This window comes from Paenibacillus agilis (assembly GCF_007786455.1).
In the GTDB taxonomy this organism is placed as follows: Bacteria; Bacillota; Bacilli; order Paenibacillales; family Paenibacillaceae; genus Paenibacillus_B; species Paenibacillus_B agilis.
This window is the reverse complement of record NZ_VNJK01000001.1, coordinates 1,369,569-1,386,910: the sequence shown is the minus strand read 5'-3', so window position 1 is coordinate 1,386,910 and position 17,342 is coordinate 1,369,569. Positions and strand designations below refer to the sequence as shown.

The 17,342-nt window shown below is 39.4% G+C and carries 19 protein-coding genes and 1 pseudogene; all 20 read right to left on the bottom strand.

Going from position 1 to position 17,342, the window contains the following annotated elements; genetic code table 11:
* Positions 1–1,602, bottom strand: coding sequence for a DcuS/MalK family sensor histidine kinase (gene dcuS, locus FPZ44_RS06160; protein ID WP_144988347.1), 1,602 nt, complete (start codon positions 1,600–1,602; stop codon positions 1–3).
* Positions 1,603–1,736: 134 nt separating this feature from the next.
* Positions 1,737–3,365, bottom strand: coding sequence for a discoidin domain-containing protein (locus FPZ44_RS06155; protein ID WP_144988345.1), 1,629 nt, complete (start codon positions 3,363–3,365; stop codon positions 1,737–1,739).
* Positions 3,366–3,594: 229 nt separating this feature from the next.
* Entirely contained in the window at positions 3,595–3,723 is a 129-nt protein-coding gene (locus FPZ44_RS06150; protein ID WP_144988343.1) for an HAD hydrolase family protein, read from the bottom strand.
* Between the two features lie 43 nt (positions 3,724–3,766).
* Entirely contained in the window at positions 3,767–3,883 is a 117-nt protein-coding gene (locus FPZ44_RS06145; protein ID WP_144988341.1) for an HAD hydrolase family protein, read from the bottom strand.
* A gap of 156 nt (positions 3,884–4,039) precedes the next feature.
* Entirely contained in the window at positions 4,040–4,849 is an 810-nt protein-coding gene (locus tag FPZ44_RS06140) for a GNAT family N-acetyltransferase (protein WP_144988339.1), read from the bottom strand.
* 11 nt (positions 4,850–4,860) lie between these two features.
* Complete coding sequence (locus FPZ44_RS06135) at positions 4,861–5,541, bottom strand: VOC family protein (protein ID WP_186785936.1); 681 nt, start codon at positions 5,539–5,541, stop codon at positions 4,861–4,863.
* Positions 5,542–5,592: 51 nt separating this feature from the next.
* A pseudogene (locus tag FPZ44_RS26775) lies at positions 5,593–5,715 on the bottom strand (class I SAM-dependent methyltransferase); the annotation flags it as partial.
* A gap of 74 nt (positions 5,716–5,789) precedes the next feature.
* Positions 5,790–6,371 carry a DJ-1/PfpI family protein gene (locus FPZ44_RS06125; RefSeq protein ID WP_144988335.1) on the bottom strand — a complete coding sequence of 194 codons (582 nt, stop codon included), beginning with the start codon at positions 6,369–6,371 and terminating at the stop codon, positions 5,790–5,792.
* A gap of 212 nt (positions 6,372–6,583) precedes the next feature.
* On the bottom strand, positions 6,584–7,219 hold the full coding sequence (locus FPZ44_RS06120; protein WP_144988333.1) for a P-loop NTPase family protein: 636 nt from the start codon (positions 7,217–7,219) through the stop codon (positions 6,584–6,586).
* Between the two features lie 273 nt (positions 7,220–7,492).
* Entirely contained in the window at positions 7,493–8,239 is a 747-nt protein-coding gene (locus FPZ44_RS06115; RefSeq protein WP_261378367.1) for a thioesterase II family protein, read from the bottom strand.
* 162 nt (positions 8,240–8,401) lie between these two features.
* Positions 8,402–8,911, bottom strand: coding sequence for a GNAT family N-acetyltransferase (locus tag FPZ44_RS06110; RefSeq protein WP_144988329.1), 510 nt, complete (start codon positions 8,909–8,911; stop codon positions 8,402–8,404).
* Between the two features lie 16 nt (positions 8,912–8,927).
* Positions 8,928–9,968: a serine hydrolase domain-containing protein gene (locus tag FPZ44_RS06105; RefSeq protein WP_144988327.1), complete on the bottom strand. Its 1,041-nt coding sequence runs from the start codon at positions 9,966–9,968 to the stop codon at positions 8,928–8,930.
* 99 nt (positions 9,969–10,067) lie between these two features.
* On the bottom strand, positions 10,068–10,541 hold the full coding sequence (locus FPZ44_RS06100; RefSeq protein ID WP_144988325.1) for an NUDIX domain-containing protein: 474 nt from the start codon (positions 10,539–10,541) through the stop codon (positions 10,068–10,070).
* A gap of 35 nt (positions 10,542–10,576) precedes the next feature.
* Complete coding sequence (locus FPZ44_RS06095) at positions 10,577–11,074, bottom strand: class I SAM-dependent methyltransferase (RefSeq protein ID WP_261378226.1); 498 nt, start codon at positions 11,072–11,074, stop codon at positions 10,577–10,579.
* 115 nt (positions 11,075–11,189) lie between these two features.
* Positions 11,190–11,807 carry a LysE family translocator gene (locus tag FPZ44_RS06090; RefSeq protein WP_144988323.1) on the bottom strand — a complete coding sequence of 206 codons (618 nt, stop codon included), beginning with the start codon at positions 11,805–11,807 and terminating at the stop codon, positions 11,190–11,192.
* A 105-nt stretch (positions 11,808–11,912) separates the two neighbouring features.
* Positions 11,913–12,398: a GNAT family N-acetyltransferase gene (locus FPZ44_RS06085; RefSeq protein ID WP_144988321.1), complete on the bottom strand. Its 486-nt coding sequence runs from the start codon at positions 12,396–12,398 to the stop codon at positions 11,913–11,915.
* A 29-nt stretch (positions 12,399–12,427) separates the two neighbouring features.
* Positions 12,428–12,820, bottom strand: coding sequence for a hypothetical protein (locus FPZ44_RS06080; RefSeq protein WP_144988319.1), 393 nt, complete (start codon positions 12,818–12,820; stop codon positions 12,428–12,430).
* 66 nt (positions 12,821–12,886) lie between these two features.
* Positions 12,887–13,351, bottom strand: coding sequence for an NUDIX domain-containing protein (locus FPZ44_RS06075; protein WP_186785934.1), 465 nt, complete (start codon positions 13,349–13,351; stop codon positions 12,887–12,889).
* Between the two features lie 32 nt (positions 13,352–13,383).
* Positions 13,384–14,298, bottom strand: a complete 915-nt coding sequence (locus FPZ44_RS06070) for a GIY-YIG nuclease family protein (protein ID WP_222429794.1) — start codon at positions 14,296–14,298, stop codon at positions 13,384–13,386.
* An 896-nt stretch (positions 14,299–15,194) separates the two neighbouring features.
* Positions 15,195–16,697, bottom strand: coding sequence for a malate:quinone oxidoreductase (locus tag FPZ44_RS06065; RefSeq protein ID WP_144988315.1), 1,503 nt, complete (start codon positions 16,695–16,697; stop codon positions 15,195–15,197).
* Between the last annotated feature and the right edge of the window lie 645 nt (positions 16,698–17,342).

Sequence of the window (17,342 nt, the reverse complement as noted above, 5' to 3'; positions counted from 1 at the left end):
TCAGCTCTCTCTCTTGCTAGGATAAGGAATCATAACCGAAATGGAAGTGCCTCTACTAGAATTGGACTCCACAGCCAAAGTTCCATATGCTTGCGCTACACATTGCTGGACAAGATGGAGACCGTAGCCTCGATCTTCCCCTTTTGTAGAGAAACCCAGCTCAAACATATGTGGTCTTACACAATCAGGAATACCCGGACCATTATTGATAACTTTAATCGTTAATATGCCTTCATCTTCATAAAAGTCAATCCGAACCGTACCGTCTTTTTCATTAGACAGCGCTTCCATAGCATTGTCTACCAAATTGCCTAGAATCGTAATTAATTGATGGGCAGTTGTAGATTGCTCAGATTCTGGAAGATAACTCGTTTCGCTAAGCTGGAAATGAATACATAGTTCACGAGCTCTGCTCATTTTACCTAGTAAAAAGCCCGCTATAACTGGATCACGCACCTGCCTCATAATTACCCCAATATCTTCTTGATGACGATTCGCTACTTCACTCACATATTGTTGTAATCGCTCATATTCCTTCATATGGACAAGTCCAAGAATGACATGCAATTTATTCATAAATTCATGCGCTTGTGCGCGCAGAGCATCTGCATACATACTTACACCTGTAAGCCTCTCCGCAAGTTGACTCACTTCCGTCTTGTCTCTGAAGGTCGCAATTGCACCCGCCACTTTCCCATTAACCAAAATGGGAACGCTACTTACAATAAGACTAATGCCTCTTAATTCAATTTCTCTGTTCGGGACAGCCTGTTTCGTATGAATAGTTTGCCTTAGGAATCCGGGTATGATCTCTTCCGCATACTTCCCTAGCGCAGCTGTATTTACTCCTGCTTTATCAAATAATCGTATTGCTTCTTCATTCATAAGGGTAACTGTGCCATCCCGCTCAACAGCTACGATGCCTTCACGAATAGATTGAAGCATCGCACTGCGCTGTTCCAGCATATGAGCAATGGCAGCAGGTTCCAATCCAAACAAAATGCGTTTAATTTTACGAGCAAGCAGAACAGCCCCTAATCCACCAGCTACAGCACCAAACAGCAGGCCAAGATAAATAATCCATCTGTTTTTCGTTACCGCATCCTCAACATGCTCCAATGAAATACCAACGGCTACCACCCCTACTTGTACTCCTTCTTCGGTCATAATGGGTTTAAAAGCACGTAGTGATTTACCTAAAGTCCCTTCGCCATAAGATACATGCTCTTGCCCCTGTAATGCTGGCTTTTCATCTCCGCCAACAAAGGGCTTGCCAATCATGGAAACATCGGGATGCGACTTGCGGATTCCGTTAATATCCATAATAACGATATATTCCATTCCCGTCTTCTGGCGTACAAGATCCGCATAATGTTGAATTTGTTCCTCAGGTCTTTTTCCACTTAGCGCTTCTGCCATCATGGGAACGGTTGCAATTGTGCGAGCAACGGAAGTCGCCTTTTCCTCCACTAAATTCGCCGTATTATAGGCAGTCTGTCGCTCAATAAGAATACCTGTCACAAATAGAGATATCGCTACCACGCTGCAGACCAACCAAAGAATCGTACCTTGCAGACTGAATCGCAATCGACTTTGCTGCACTTTGATTCCACCTCTTGCATCAAATTTACGCCAATCATTATATCATAGGTACAGTACTTGGAAGAAAAATTTTCTTTCTGTACGAAAAAAGCAATCCAGACGTTTCACTGAATTGCTTTCTCCTATTACATGTATCAGACTGCATACACTTCAAAATCCCATAATGAATAACCCCAAGTCGTGCCTCGTTTTCGGCCGTTCATTTTTATATATCTGCACTTGATATCTTTGAGGTTATTAAACTCCTCAACTCCACCTGTACCATTATCGTTTGTAACAATGGTTTGCCAGGTGACATTGTCATCGGATACATCAATCGTATAAGATTGAGCATAAGATTCCCAATTCAATACGATTCGCTGAACTTCCGTTTGTTCTAATAAATCAATACAAATCCACTCGTTGTCGCTTCCAACAACGCTTCCCCATCTCGTACCCTCAACGCCATTATTCACATTTTCTTTCGTGAAGATAGACGTTTCCTCTGACGAACAGGTAACCGGTTTGCCGAGCGCGTAGTTCGTATCTTTATACCCCGTCTGGATCGTTACACGATCATTACACTGCTCGATATAACCAGAGAAATTTTTAACTCGTATGCGTATTTCCAAACAGCTGTCATACGCAAGATTCGTTATTTCATAAGTATTCGACAGGGTAGTTCCATGCAGTGTGTCATTAACATATATCTCATAGCTATATAAGTAATCTTCCTGAATAACCTCAATCCAGTCTAGCTTAACCTTATTCAAATCTAGCATTTTGCAAGTTAGTCCAATGTCGGTAATTGTACTACGAGTTGTCTCACTTGCACCCTTACGAAGTTCGCGTTCCTCTCTCTTTTGCACAATCAATTGTTTAATCTTTACTATTGTTTCTTTTTCTAATAACTTTAACAGCAGCAGCTTATCTTCAACTTTGTAGTTGCTGATGTTCGCTCCAACTTTCGCTTTGAGGAATACTTTTTGGAGACTATCAGCATGCTTAATGATCTCTCCTAATTGAGCTATAGGTGGGTAGTGAATTACTTTTAAAAACTTAGCTAGGAAATAACGAGAACCCGCGATAACGGCCAATGCAGTCTCCATACTGTGGTACAATTTCAACTGATCCTCTTTGTTATCATAGTGAAGCTGATACAGCTCATTCATACGATCGTACAATTTTATATCCTCGTTAACCAGCAAGAAACTGTCTTCGAATTTTTTAATTAAAATCTCAACAATCTCTTCTGTAAAAATATAATCTTCGTCATAAATATAATAAATGTACTTAAAGCTATCTTCCAAATAATTAAAGGCATTCTGGATGTGTATTTCTTCATACGGATGCCCCGATATACCAGGAACATCAGAGATGGTGAACGTTCCAGCCTCTTCATTATAAGATTGGAGTCCAATTACATGAACGCCGTCTGGCAAATGCGCCAAATGCGGCAAATGATTTTGCGAAGCCCACATATATAAGGTTTTATTAGCTGCAAGCTTATCTTTCACATACGGATACGCTGCCGACATTGAGGGAAAATATCGATACAAAATGTATAGACCGACATAGCTCAATTCACTCAGGGTCTTTACGCTCATTGTCCAACGATCCTGCCCATTATGAATGGCATGCTCAAGAATGTCATCCGTCTCCACATAAGCATCAAAAAAAAGATAATCCACGGGTATTCCTTTATCAAGCAATTCGGCAAGGTACTGTGCTTTAAAACAATTGAGATACCGATGCTTATAATAATCCATATGATTTACATTCAAAGAAATCCCTCCTTGAAAATCAAACCTCGGCAATTATGAAATACTTTTGATAGATGAGGATCATACAACGAAATGAATTCAATCATAGAGTCGTGATGTGGGGTTAAGTTAGGAAGCAATCTAGTACTCAGAGTCAAAATTCCATATATTTGTTGTTATAGTAGCATACACTTGGAATCATAACAATCATATCAGTCGATATCCATAATTGAAGTTATATGTGCATCTTCTAAGTTAAAATTCGATTGGTTTCCTTTTTCCTTAATAGTTCCTCTAAGGCTTTAGCTACACCGTCATTATCATTGGTATCCGTAACGCTGAACGCTATCTCCTTCAATTCCTTTATTGCATTCCACATTTTTCAAACAAACCAAAATCGTTATAATCATCACCGAATACAATCATTTCATCCCCTGCTCGAAACAGCTTAATACGACCTTCATATTTCTTTGGGATATTTCTTTTTTAGAATTAAGAAGTGTTCCGTCCAAGTCCAACACTACTGCCGAATATTTCATGGCAAGCCCCCCTTGTGATTTCTCGCCATTCTTTTTATTTCCTGTCTTTAAGCAAATACACAAATAGACCCGACCTACATTAACTATCTCCTCGGCCAGGTCTATTGAAAGATGAATTACATACTTTATTCTCCTATAATCTATCATTCCATCGCATTAAGCCTCCGTCCAAGAAGTTCTGACATACCCCAACTTCATCCCTATACGCTCCATGTTACGATGACTCTGTGATAGGAAAGCACATTGACTGATTGCAAGTCTGCAATCATTACGATTCGCTTCTACTAATCTTCTTTGCAGCATCCTATTGTGCAATCCGCGGGTTCGATATTCCGGCAATGTCGCTGCAAAGGTCAATGAAGCCAAATGATTGTTCATATACATGACACTTGCCGCCGCCGGAACTTCATTCACATACGCGATAAAGAACTTCCAGCCATCACGCTGACACAATACCTTATTGTTTTGAGCTACATAAGGAATGCCGTCATCCGATAATCCCGTTCCTCTGCAATGTATCCTGGCATACAAATCAAACTGATCTTCTTGAACTTCCTTAATAGTAACCCCATCTTGAATCTCTTCCTTAGGGAACGCGGGATCTGTATACAAAGAGCAATGGAATCCCGATTGATACAGTCCCAAGTCTGCTAAGCGCTTCAAAAACCGGTGATCGACCATGGATGGGATGATTTCGAACTGAACTTTTCTGTCTCTGCTTCTATAAAAATCAACAATCGACTCAACATATTCAATATCTGCGCTTGTCAGGCCCTTTACCGTATTAAATGTTGGCCACGGCATTGTTCGACTATAGAAACATACCGCATTTCCAAAATGCTGGACCTCGATTCCTTCAGGATTATTTGGTCTGTTCTGAATCGCAATCATACGTTCTGTCATATAGTCGATCTCTGAAGATTCGATATCCTGAATCAGCTGTTGCGATGGAATGGTAAGATTCATATCATGCCTCTTTAAGTATGTTTAGTTATTATCTTGATTTCATTTTGTGACGAGTATGTAATGACGCTGCCTTGTGCATCATCTATATGAATCTTAGTAGGTAGTGGTGCTGCTATGACGTCAGACATAAACCACTGTCGCCCTTCTTTGACCAAGATGATTAATCCTTCTTCATCTCCGACTGGTGTAAACGTATCACTTTGTTCCAGCCAATAGTTTATGCCCAATTCTGTCTTCATGGTTTCCACTGCCGCTCTTACATCACGAACAGGAACTCCTACTTCGCTTATATTAATATAGCTGGATATGGAGAATTTTTCATTTGATGCGTTAGAAAGATTGTGTCTCGCAATGCATTCAAGAATATTGCCATCGGGATCTAGGAAGTAGAAAGAATGTGCATTCCAATCCTCAAAATGTATAATGGTTTGTCCATCCTCCTGAATCGGATTCACCTGTTTTCGTACGAACTCCAGCGAATCAGCAATTTGGTTTTCAGGAATATTGATGGCAAAATGATACGAAGATGGCAATGTCTCATCCGTTCGCTCGAAATATAGCGCAGTACTACCAATTTGCACACAAAATGAATGTTCTGTCTTATCCAATAACTCTAATCCTAGTACTTGATGATAAAAATGCTGCATCTCATTTAGCAATCTACATTGAGCTTCTACTTTAATAATCTTCATCTCGTCTGCCCCCATGTTGTCCAAAATTATGTATAAAGCAATTATGCTGCTCTATCCAACCGCCTGTTTTTTTATCGCATCTACAATCAACGAAACAAACCCTAATTCATTTTCCTTGTTTCGATGATCAAATCGATATGAACGATAAATAAAGCCCTCTTCAAGATTCCATTCCTTACATTTCGTTTTGAAAATAACCGTCTGGTACTGCACAGCGGATATATCCGTTAGGCTCCAATAATGAGTACTTAAACTTCAACAATACCTTGGATATCATAAGGATAATCGATATGCTTTTTAATGACTTCAACCGCTTCTTTAGAAACATATAGCTCGACCATATATAAAGCAAGATCGATCGCTGTCGCTACCCCACCAGCGGTAATGACATTGCCGTCTTTCACAATTCTTGCATGAACAACTTCTTCGCAGTAAGGTTCAAGCAGATCGTATGCATTCGGATGAGTGGTAGCTTTCTTATTTTCCAAAAAACCAGCTGCCCCAAGCAATAACGCGCCTGTGCACACGGATACAATCGTTTCGACCTTCTCCGCCTGCTTCAGCCATTCAATAAATTCTTTATCGTATCGCAGCTTACGAGTTCCTATTCCACCAGGCACATACAACAAATCGTATTGAGAAAGGTCTGGCTTTACCTTCGTTACTTTCACCGTAAAACCCAGCTCATCCGTAATTTCTTCTGTCAGCCCGCAAATATCCCAAGTCGTTCCCTGTGTTTTGACAAAATTGTTTAAACGATAAATCACATCATAAAATCCGATAAAGTCCAAAAACGTAATTCCATTAAAGAGTACAAATCCAATCTTCATTGTTCTGCCTCCTCACTTCGTAGGTATCCTACTTATAATTAAAGACCAAATGCTCCGAACACTTGGTCTTTTCAATACGATTATCTACTGTTTTTCCATCTAGTTGTTTATTCATAAGGAACGAAAGCATCTTCTCGCACAATTAAATTTATAGTTATATTTTACCTTTGTTTTCCTTCATGCACAAGCGCATACTTCATTTTAACAAGCCACTATGGAGTATTATTTCTATAAAAATCTATCATCTTCTCAAAAATAGAAATCTCGTCCTTACGTGCTCCATACACCATTTCACTTTGCTTAGCTATATGCTGCACATTATCCTCAACATCATTTGCCTTATAAATACCTACAGAATGTGGCATAATGCTGCTCATGTAAGTAAAGTACTTTAGTTGTGGTTCTATTAAACGCAAATGCTTATCAAAATTCCGGCGCGTTTTTGTATAGTCAGAATGTTTACGCATCCTCAATTCTTCTTCTTCAATCCATAACACAATATAAGCATCAGGAAACGATATTTCTTGATTGAGAAGCTTCTCTCTAAAGTAGCTCGCCGTCTCCTCAAGCGTCATTGATTCAAAGCCGTAAACCCAGTCGTACCATATTTTAAATATATCCCCGTCTAGAATGACATACTCAAATTCCTTGCTCTTCTCTTTCGCCAGCTTCCATCTGTCTACTTGTCGTTCCATTAACCACAACATAAGATCTTTTCCTTCTAGCTGCGGTTTATCAAATAGAAATGCCGTTTCTGGCACAACATATGCATTGTATCGAGCAGCGAATGTTTTACATGTTGTGCTTTTCCCCACTGAACTCGCACCTTCAATACAAATAATCGTCATGAATCTTCTCCTTGATGATTATAGAAAACGGTTTAAACTAACTGTTCATATTTTAGCAAGTAGCCTTTCGTAGTACACCTTACGGTCAATTTACATTTGGAAAAAATAATGGTTCATGATGGTTTCAAATTTACCTATCGATTGTTTAAGAGGACTATGAGAAGAACCGCTTACACGAAGTGGTATGACTCATGAAATATCGATAACGAATGAAGTTAATCGTAAAAATAGCAGGCTGGCGTTCACAATTCAGAATTTTTTTCAACTTATCTCTTATTCTAATGCTGCATGGTGCAGAAGCTTCTGTCCACGGAGCGCATCTTCAATAGTTTGTTGCAAATGTCGGACAATTGCCTCTGAGTAGTCATTCAAGAAGAAGTGTCCACCCTCATATTGGTAAGTTGTACACGTTCCTTCTGTATACTGCCCCCACCCACTCAACTCCTCTAGGGTAATGTCATCTTGAATTCCTCCAAGAACTGAAAAATCACATGTCAAGCGAGTAGACTTAGGTTGAAATTGATACGTTTCCAAAGCTTTCAAATCTGCTCTAAGCATAGGGACAAATAGGCGCACTAGCTCAGCATCCTGGAAGAACTCTGGTGATGTGCCTCCTAATTTAATAATCTCCTTCTCGAATTGCTCAGGCAAAAGCGTGTGCAGAGGGCTTTTCCGTCCCGGCAGATGCGGTGCCTTTCTTGCGGCCATGCACATATAAAGCGGCATCCGCCCCGTTCTCTGCACAACCTGGTGTGCTAGTTCAAGAGAGACTAGACATCCCATACTATAACCAAAAAATGCAAACGGACCAGATCCAATTTTATCTTTAATAGTATGATAAACATCCTCAACCACTTCATCCATACAGTCCAAAAGGGGTAATTCCATTCTTGCGCCCCTCCCTGCAAGTTCGACAGGCAAAAGTTCGATTTTTGAAGAGTCAATATACTTTTTCCATCGGGCATATATAGCAGATGAACCACCTGCATAAGGTAGACAAAATAATTTAACTGGCTGCATCATTCCACATCCCTCTTCAATCATTTATGAGCGTGACTACATAATATGAACAATATACGCTTGGTAACAGATGACGTCCAGAAATAATCAGCGTTCAAACATCACAACCGCGAACATTTGCCAACCACATGAAATTTTCTTCTTGCCTCTATTCGAGTACACTTAATCCTTTTCATACAGGCTGATCTTCCATCCATTCCCCCATTCTAAGCGCTTCACATATTTGTATCCGCACTCTACGTAATACTGGTTCAATCTATGATTCTCAGCCATGCAGTCCAACCTAATCTTCTTTCCCTTATCTCTTATGTATTGCTCAGCCCAGCTTAATAATTGACTCCCGATCCCTAAGCCAACGTAATCTCTGTTCACCGCAAATTTATGTATATACCCAGATTGCTCATCATCAAGCTCTTCCCAAACGATTGGATCCGACCAACAAATGAATAAAGTTTCGACAATGACTTCATTCATTCTTGCCAAGTAAAATTCACACCCATTGTGGAAAAACTCATGTATATGTTCGAGATGAATTTCATCAGGATGCCATTGGTTTATTCCTTTTGCTTGTATCCAGCTTGCTGCTCCTTTTAATAACTTCAAGATTTCATGACTTTCTTCTATGGAAGCTGGCGACACGTCGATGCAAACATTCTCTTCTACTCGTTTCACTAGCCTCACCTCAATTTTATTCAACCATTGCGATGGAACGCATCAACTCGCCGATTAGCCCTTCATTTTGATGTACACCGAGATCAGAGTTGGTCATCATAACAGCACCGGTACCTAAATGCGGCTGCAGCTTCAACATACATTGATATCCCACACCCCAACCGAGTGAGAACATCTCCAGCTCTCTACCTGATTGATCAAAGAATACGCTTAACCCAGCCCATGGCACACAACCTTGAGCGGTAATCATTTCATTAATCGTATTTTGCGATATTCCAAGTTTCCCACGATCCTGTAAAGTATTGAGAACCTCAATAGCTAACTGCGCCAATTCTGAAGCCGTTGACCATAAACCCGCTGCGGATGGATACGGATATATACAATACTTATTATCGATCACGTTTCCATTTTTATGGTGACCACAAGCAAAATTAACGTCATGCCCCGCCAATGTTTCACTTGCGTATCTACTGTTCTTCATTGCTAATGGTTCAAATATCAGTTCACGAACTAACTGTGTAAAAGCCTTACCCGTGACGTCTTCGATTAGCTGTTGAACGACGCAATAGCCCATATCCGAGTAGTGAAAGGCTGTGCCAGGGACATGGCTAATCCGTGCTGCTTCTGAACAATATAAGGTTCTACCTTCTAAAATTTCAAGCATAGTGGGGATACCTTGACTCGAATCAAACACGCCAAAACTGTGAGCTGGATCTTCGATTCCTGATTGATGAGAGAGCAGGTTGCGCAGTGTAACTTTATGAATGGATGTCAAATTACAATTCGGTACTTTCCACGAAATAAGCTTGTCATTCACATCCTCATCTAAATCAACAATACCTTGTTCAACTAGTTTCAAGACTACTAACGCTGTAACAAACTTACTAATCGAACATACACTAAACATCGTTTCACGGTTGATCGATTTGCTACCGTCCGCTTCACACAAGCCAAATCCTTCCACCTGACTCAGCTTTCCATTCTGGATTATAGCCATACTGAGCCCAATAACTTGAAAATGCTTCATCCGCTCCATGATATCCCTATTTGCTAGCATTTTTTGATTACCTTCTCTCTTAACTATATTGACTGAGCATTTACCACTAAGATGATTCAATCGTTCGATAGACTACCGGTATCATGGATCTAACTACAGTTATTCAAACACTGTCCTACCCTCTGTAACGTTCTTAAAAAATATTTCTTTCGGATAAGGGATTGCAATGTCCGGTAATTCATCTTCACGAAAGAAAGACAACTGCTCTGCCTCGCCATCCATTGCTTCTAGCTTTCCGCCTATTATAGAACATTCAAATACGATAACTAAATACTCCACTTGATGACCATTGCTATATTGGTACTGATACTTTTCTCCGCCAAATACGCCTATAATTTGAGTTGGTACGATTGTTAAACCCGTCTCTTCGTATACTTCCCGCACAATCGCTTGAGCTGGTGTCTCACCGATTTCAATGGCGCCTGCTGGGAGACCCCAAATTTGTTCGTTACCTTTTCTGATGAAAAGAATATGACTCTCTTCATTTCTGACCACCGCCGCAACGGAGGGCATAAATAGAAGCTCCGCTCCTACTTTGTCTCTCAAATTTTGATAGTAGGGTGACATAGACATTTCGATTAATACCCCTTTTCTAGTCTCATAAGCAGCTATTGTTTCCTTGCTTTTAAAAATAAAAATAACGGAATTCTCATTCTTCGCTCATAAGTTTCGATATTTGCAAAGTTTTTCTGCATCGGCTTCGATTCACGTAAACTTTCAATTATAAACCCAGCTTTCTGCAGCGCACCGAAGTAATCTTCTATCGTTCTATGATATTTAATGGCGGTCCCACCAAGCCATTCCTGCTCACGGGCCCCCGTATAAAAATATTGATCGACCTGCCACGTCTCCTTAAACCCTTTTGGTTGGCTAAAGCCATGTGAAGAGGTGATCACTGGATGTTCGACAGAGAATACAAAGCTTCCGTCCTGTTGAAGCGAGCGATAAAAACGATGAAACAGCAGCTCAATATCTTTGATGTAATGAATCGCGAGTCGAGACACGACCAAATGAAAGAAAGAATGAGGAGACTCCCATTCTTCCATCGAGCTATGTATAACTCTACCCTGTTTATGCTTCAACACTTGCCTCGATAACTCAACCATATTGCTGGAACCTCAACTTCTTCTTTCGAGATACTTCTTGAACACTTGGTCTTGATCATAGAATTGAGAGCCATTGTATTTCATAAATACACCTCGTATTAGGCGATATAATCTCTTATCCTATAAGTCCCTTGCAGGCATTATACAAACTATACATACCGAAACTGAGTAGAATGAGGCCGGATAGAGCATTTATCCATTTCATAGATTTCACGCTAATCATTCTTTTGAATAGGCTAACTACTGAACAAAGCGTCAGCCACCAAAGTGCAGAACCTGTAAATACGCCGAGAACGAGCATAAAAGATGACTCCGATGAGGATGTAATATTCATTCCAGCAAAAATGCCAATGAACGAAATGATCGTTAATGGATTTGTGAGTGTTAATAATAAGGTTGTGCCAAAGGTTTTCATATATCCCAGATTGTTTGATTCAGGATCTATTTGATCCCTTACTGGAGCTCTAAACGTACTGTAAGCCAAATATAACAAAAACACCGCACCTATTAGCTGTATCCAGTTGGAATAACTCACTAAAAATTGCATAACTATTGTGAAACCAAATGCTGCAATACACCCGTACAATGCATCAGCCAATGCCGCTCCTAATCCTGCTGCTAATCCATATGCTCTTCCGTGAGCTAATGTTTTTCTAATGCATAGAATGCCAATTGGGCCGACCGGAGCTGCTATGGAAATACCGATAATGATTCCTGTCAGTAAAGCGGTCATTTCGTTACCTCGCTGTATGATAAGTAGATTGTGAAAGTGTAATTGAAATGATTAAATGTTGTGGGGATTCTAAGAAGTTGGGCAATCAGTTCGTTTATCGTAATGCTAATTCGTAAACGTTTGTATCCTTTTGCCATCGCCTATTCTATCGCTAAACTGACCTTTCGTATATTCATCTATTACTTTGTTCCAAAATAGTTGGGCTGGTGTATTGCTTTCCATCTGAAACACTTCCCAATTCCCTTTATGCAAGTTGAATATTTGTTTAGCTACCGTTCTTCCAATTCCAGCTTTCCGATATTTTTTCAGAACAAAAAATTCTGCAATCGTAAAGAAGCTCCGCTCCTCTGATTCGACGAATCTTACTAGTACAAAACCAGCATATTTGCCTTCCTGCTTAATTAGGTATGGAAACCGATGATTTTCATTTTTGTGTTCCCAATAGCTTTCTAGATAAGGATACGCGCCAAATAAGCCGTCCTCTTCAACATCACATTTTATAAATTCGGAAAAATCATAAATATAGAGCTGCATTAAATTTCTAATGACTTCTTTGTATGATTCAGAAGCTCGAATGCATTCAACATTCATATGTAGGTACCACCTTTTTTATTTTTCAACTAATTGAGCTTGGCCGTGAAAGCATTGCGGACCAAACCCAATGCTGTTCCTAGAATAAGACTAACGATTTGATATATTCTTATCATTAGCGCTTCTAATCCACCAACTACATTCTCACCACTTACCTGCTTCCAATCTCCTAACACATTCATAAAAGCAATCGACAACAGAGGTGCTATTACGATGATGAGCAAAGCAAATGGCCAGTACTTATTTTGATAAAGTATCCGAGTCGGTAAGGCGTATAAAATGGTAAGCCCGAAAATAATAGCCTCTATACTTATGGGACCCTCGATTTGCCCGATAATGATGGAGATGACCTCTATAGAAGCCGCATAAACAAAACTAAGCATTATTGCCATTGCAACAGCACTCTGTTTCGACCGAACCATGATTAAACACCTCCCTATATATGCTCTTAAGCAGCCGATTACTTGCTGGAAAACGCCTAAGTGATACTAACCTCTTAATACACCTACTTTTCCTTCCTTTAAATCCATAAACACAGGTTTTTGTACTTTATTAATGGTTTTGATATCGATATCTTCTATTCGCTTAAATACAAGCTGAAGAGACTCATTGTACGGGTCAGTGAAAATAAGACTCTCGTCAGCTTCGGCAATCGTTCCCTGTAAATCTGCTTCTACCTGAAATAGAAACATAACGAAAACAACTTCAGTTCCATCTGGATATGTATATTCCATTCGCTCCCCTGTGTAAATGGAGTCTAAACTGGAATGCAGCACTTCAAGTCCCGTTTCTTCCTTTACTTCTCTAATCATCGTTTCTTCAATGGTTTCACCAGGTTCCATGCCTCCACCTGGCAATCCCCAATCACCGTAATCCGAGCGCTTCTGCAGCAGTATTCTTCCTTGGTTATCTCGAATAATGGCCCCACCTGTTACAATGATCCGTCTCGTCATGATTGTCCGTCCTTTTATGTATGTTTATCCTATTAAATAAGATTCTCGATAGAGCTTCTATTCTCATATTCATCTAAACTCATTCCACTCTTTAATTTCCATTCTCTTCTTCCATTCATTGAGCAATTTCTCACAACAGCTGCTGCCGCTGATGGAGAGGTAAATTCCACATCTTTTGCAAGTTCAAAAAAACTGCCACTGTTGGATAATATGAAAAAATCTTCTTGTTCAAGCTGATTTCTTAACCTTACATAGTTATGACTAGAAAAACTATTCACAAGCTCCTTTCGTATATAAGATCCTTTCAGAAGTCTATATGCTCCATCTTCTACTACTAGCATCGCTTCTCTGGTCTCTTCACCTTTAGCTCCAGGTACATTCAAATAAAAAACGGTATCCTTATTGCGTTCCTGATCCATATCTTCCTTGACTTCTGTAACTTTCTTTTTAGTAAAATCAATAATTCCTAAATTACTTAAAACAAAAATAATGTTTTCATTAAAATCTTTCATATCATCACAATCTGAGAGTGGCAATTTTGAACCTGGGGGAGTATTCGCATTTACAGTTTCGATAGTAGTCTGATTCCTTTTGGCGATTTCATACAATTCTCTTTCGAGATATCTTACATGAGATTTTGTTAAGTTAGCGTCCTTGCTTATAAATACTACAAAATCACTCCACCAATCTTTATTTTTAAAGTGCTCGGAAATCCTTTTATTTACTTCATCCGCTTCACCTATATATATTTTCTTTTGGAAAGAATCTTCTATTTCTGATATCAAAACATAGATACCTGGTGCCGATAGCTCCTCAAAACTTTGTAGTGTCTGAACGTGCTTTCTTTGCCCAATGTAAGCTTTTCCCGTCCAATTGCTTAATTCTGCTGTTTTAAGATTTTTATAATTTTCACCCATTATGTAGAGTTTTATTGATTTCCCTCTCACGAAATATCCTCCATTTTATATTTAGTAAGATCTCTATAGCTATTATTCACTTTCATCTATTCTCATTTTAATAACTTGTATCATTCTTAAGCCATCACTTGGATACAGTGATCCATTAAAATAATAATGTACTGTATCCTAACTGGATTAAGAAATTATCTCTATTATCATACCATTAAAATTATGGAAAAAACCATCATCAAATCCATCAATATCCACATATATCGAACAAGTATCTTTTACAAGAGCACGCACAAGACGATCGCACAGGTGAAAGATAATTAGAAACTTCAGAAACTATTCAAAACGCAATTAAAAGACTAACAAGAGAAATTTATTGCCCGGGAAAAGATCATTCAGTAGAAGTTATAAAGCGAGTGAATTTCTGTGGAAAGATGCTTTTCATTCAGCTCTCATTTCCTTCATATATTAAGACACAACTCACATAAACCTCTCTTGAATGATTTTATTTAATCTCACTTCTACATCTATCATTCTTCTCGCATTTATCATAAAGCTATCTTCATCACTTGAGTAATGAAGCAATGCAAGTACGCCTCTTACAATTTACCCAAATCTCCATGAATAAACGTCTGCTTCATGTTCTGATACACAACTAACTCATCCATTACATCCTCAAGCTTATTTGTACTCAACATGAAAGAATAATCTTTCTGAATATGCTTCAATTTGTCCCTTGTATTTGATCTAAGAGTCTCTAAATTGAATCTATCTTCTTGATCAATTAAGCTTTCGTTAGCTTTAAGCTTAGTATGTAATATTCCTAATGATCTTCCCATTTGTTGATACGTATCCAGTCAAAATAAAACGGCCTCAGTACCATGAAACTCAGGACGAAGGCCGTTTAACTAAATTATATGTTTTATAGATCCGAGTTACACAACAGGTTGCGGTTCACCATTTAGATCAAGTGCACGCGCTGTTAAAGCATGAATTTCCTTAATAAGTTCAGGATTTTGCACAAGTGACACGCCATAAGACGGAATCATCTCTTTTAATTTAGGCTCCCACTCTTTTATATGCTGCGGGAAGCATTTTTGCATAACTTCCAACATGACTTGAACAGCCGTAGAAGCACCAGGAGAAGCACCAAGCAAAGCAGCGATCGAGCCGTCTGCAGCAGTTATCACTTCCGTACCAAATTGAAGCGTACCTTTACCGCCCTCATTAGTATCTTTAATAACTTGCACACGTTGGCCTGCTACTACCAAATCCCAATCTTCACTCTTAGCGTCTGGAACAAATCCACGCAAATCTGCCATACGCTGTTCCTTCGATAACATGACCTGCTGGATCAAATACTTCGTTAATGAAACATTTTTAGCTCCTGCCGCTAGCATCGTTACAAGATTGTGCGGTTTAACAGAAGTTACTAGATCAAAGATAGATCCTGTTTTTAAGAACTTAGGCGAAAAACCAGCAAACGGTCCGAAGAGCAATGTTTTCTTATTGTCGATATATCTTGTATCCAAATGCGGCACAGACATCGGCGGTGCACCAACTGGCGCTTTGCCATATACTTTTGCATGATGCTGCTCAATCACTTCCTGGTTGTTGCATGCCATAAATAGTCCGCTTACCGGGAAGCCACCGATAGCTTTACCTTCAGGAATACCGGATTTTTGCAGCAAATGCAGGCTTCCACCCCCGCCACCGATAAATACAAACTTGGCAGTATGGCGTTCCACTGAACCACTCTCGACATTTCGCACTTTCAATTCCCATAAGCCGTCGCTCGTACGCTTTATATCATCAACGCTTTGCTTATATTCAATGTTAACTTTTTTCGTTTGTAAGTAGTCAAGTAAGAGTCGCGTTAAAGCACCAAAGTTGACATCAGTTCCTGTGTCAATTTTGGTTGCCGCTATAGGCTCATTCGATGTGCGGCCTTTCATAATAAGCGGAATCCATTTTTCCAGTGTTGCCGGGTCAGCCGAATACTCCATTCCATGGAACAGAGGATTGTTTGACAGCGCTTCAAAACGATTTTTTAAAAACGCTACATTCTTTTCCCCCATTACTAAACTCATATGAGGCAATGGCATAATAAAGTCTTGCGGATTACGTATCAGATTGCTGCTTACAAGATAAGACCAGAATTGCATAGAAACTTGGAACTGTTCATTAATTTTTACAGCTTTGCTAATGTCTACGGACCCATCTGGCTTCTCGGAAGTGTAGTTAAGCTCACATAGTGCAGCATGCCCTGTTCCTGCATTGTTCCACTCGTTAGAGCTTTCCTCACCTGCGCTAGCAAGCTTCTCAAACACTTTAATTTCCCAGTCTGGTGCTAATTCTTTAAGCAATGTCCCCAATGTTGCACTCATGATTCCAGCACCAATTAAAATAACGTCTGATTTCGTTTGTCTGTTACTCATTTTTTACCGTCCTTACACGCTAATATTTGTAGTTAAGTTGTAGGTTCTCTAGCTGCATGGGCTCTCACTATTATTTATAGTTTAAAATATTACGATTATAGGCTATGAAAAATCCGGTAAATTGCAGTGATAACATACGGTTACCGTCAGGTAGTGAGAACTCGTCTACAAACCCTAGGCATACACAAAAACCAAGGCCTGGACCCGATTTTGCATGGGTAGTGGCTTTGGTTGGCAGTTTTCATTGAAAAGCCGCCATTCAAGTTCTTAGTTGTGCTGTAATTCTTATTTTGGACATGAAAAACGATTCTCGAAAAAATGTGGTACCACCAGTCTTGATTCGCAAGCATCCCCAATATGCTACTCACCAACGACTTAAAAAAGCAATCTTAACATCAAAAATCAACCTGAGCTCATTTGCTCAGGGGGAAATGGAATGTTTAGACCCCCTTGTAAACTATTGATACAAAGAAAGATGGACCCTCCTCAATCTGCTAAAAACTTAGAGATTTTTCATCCATTGAGGATTACTATTATCATATCATATATATATCCAATTGTTAGTATTGATTTTCACATTATCGTAAAGATTTCTATGAAATTCGTCATTTTGATACATTTCTGCATGTACAACAAGTTAATAAA

Excerpts from the sequence above, each read along its gene's own strand:
- FPZ44_RS06150 (WP_144988343.1), bottom strand. The coding sequence starts at position 3,723 with ATGTGGAATGCAATAAAGGAATTGAAGGAGATAGCGTTCAGCGTTACG.
- FPZ44_RS06145 (WP_144988341.1), bottom strand. The coding sequence starts at position 3,883 with ATGAAATATTCGGCAGTAGTGTTGGACTTGGACGGAACACTTCTTAAT.
- FPZ44_RS06140 (WP_144988339.1), bottom strand. The coding sequence starts at position 4,849 with ATGAATCTTACCATTCCATCGCAACAGCTGATTCAGGATATCGAATCT.
- FPZ44_RS06135 (WP_186785936.1), bottom strand. The coding sequence starts at position 5,541 with ATGAAGATTATTAAAGTAGAAGCTCAATGTAGATTGCTAAATGAGATG.
- FPZ44_RS06125 (WP_144988335.1), bottom strand. The coding sequence starts at position 6,371 with ATGAAGATTGGATTTGTACTCTTTAATGGAATTACGTTTTTGGACTTT.
- FPZ44_RS06120 (WP_144988333.1), bottom strand. The coding sequence starts at position 7,219 with ATGACGATTATTTGTATTGAAGGTGCGAGTTCAGTGGGGAAAAGCACA.
- FPZ44_RS06115 (WP_261378367.1), bottom strand. The coding sequence starts at position 8,239 with ATGCAGCCAGTTAAATTATTTTGTCTACCTTATGCAGGTGGTTCATCT.
- FPZ44_RS06105 (WP_144988327.1), bottom strand. The coding sequence starts at position 9,968 with ATGCTAGCAAATAGGGATATCATGGAGCGGATGAAGCATTTTCAAGTT.
- FPZ44_RS06100 (WP_144988325.1), bottom strand. The coding sequence starts at position 10,541 with ATGTCTATGTCACCCTACTATCAAAATTTGAGAGACAAAGTAGGAGCG.
- FPZ44_RS06095 (WP_261378226.1), bottom strand. The coding sequence starts at position 11,074 with ATGGTTGAGTTATCGAGGCAAGTGTTGAAGCATAAACAGGGTAGAGTT.
- FPZ44_RS06090 (WP_144988323.1), bottom strand. The coding sequence starts at position 11,807 with ATGACCGCTTTACTGACAGGAATCATTATCGGTATTTCCATAGCAGCT.
- FPZ44_RS06085 (WP_144988321.1), bottom strand. The coding sequence starts at position 12,398 with ATGAATGTTGAATGCATTCGAGCTTCTGAATCATACAAAGAAGTCATT.
- FPZ44_RS06080 (WP_144988319.1), bottom strand. The coding sequence starts at position 12,820 with ATGGTTCGGTCGAAACAGAGTGCTGTTGCAATGGCAATAATGCTTAGT.
- FPZ44_RS06075 (WP_186785934.1), bottom strand. The coding sequence starts at position 13,351 with ATGACGAGACGGATCATTGTAACAGGTGGGGCCATTATTCGAGATAAC.
- FPZ44_RS06065 (WP_144988315.1), bottom strand. The coding sequence starts at position 16,697 with ATGAGTAACAGACAAACGAAATCAGACGTTATTTTAATTGGTGCTGGA.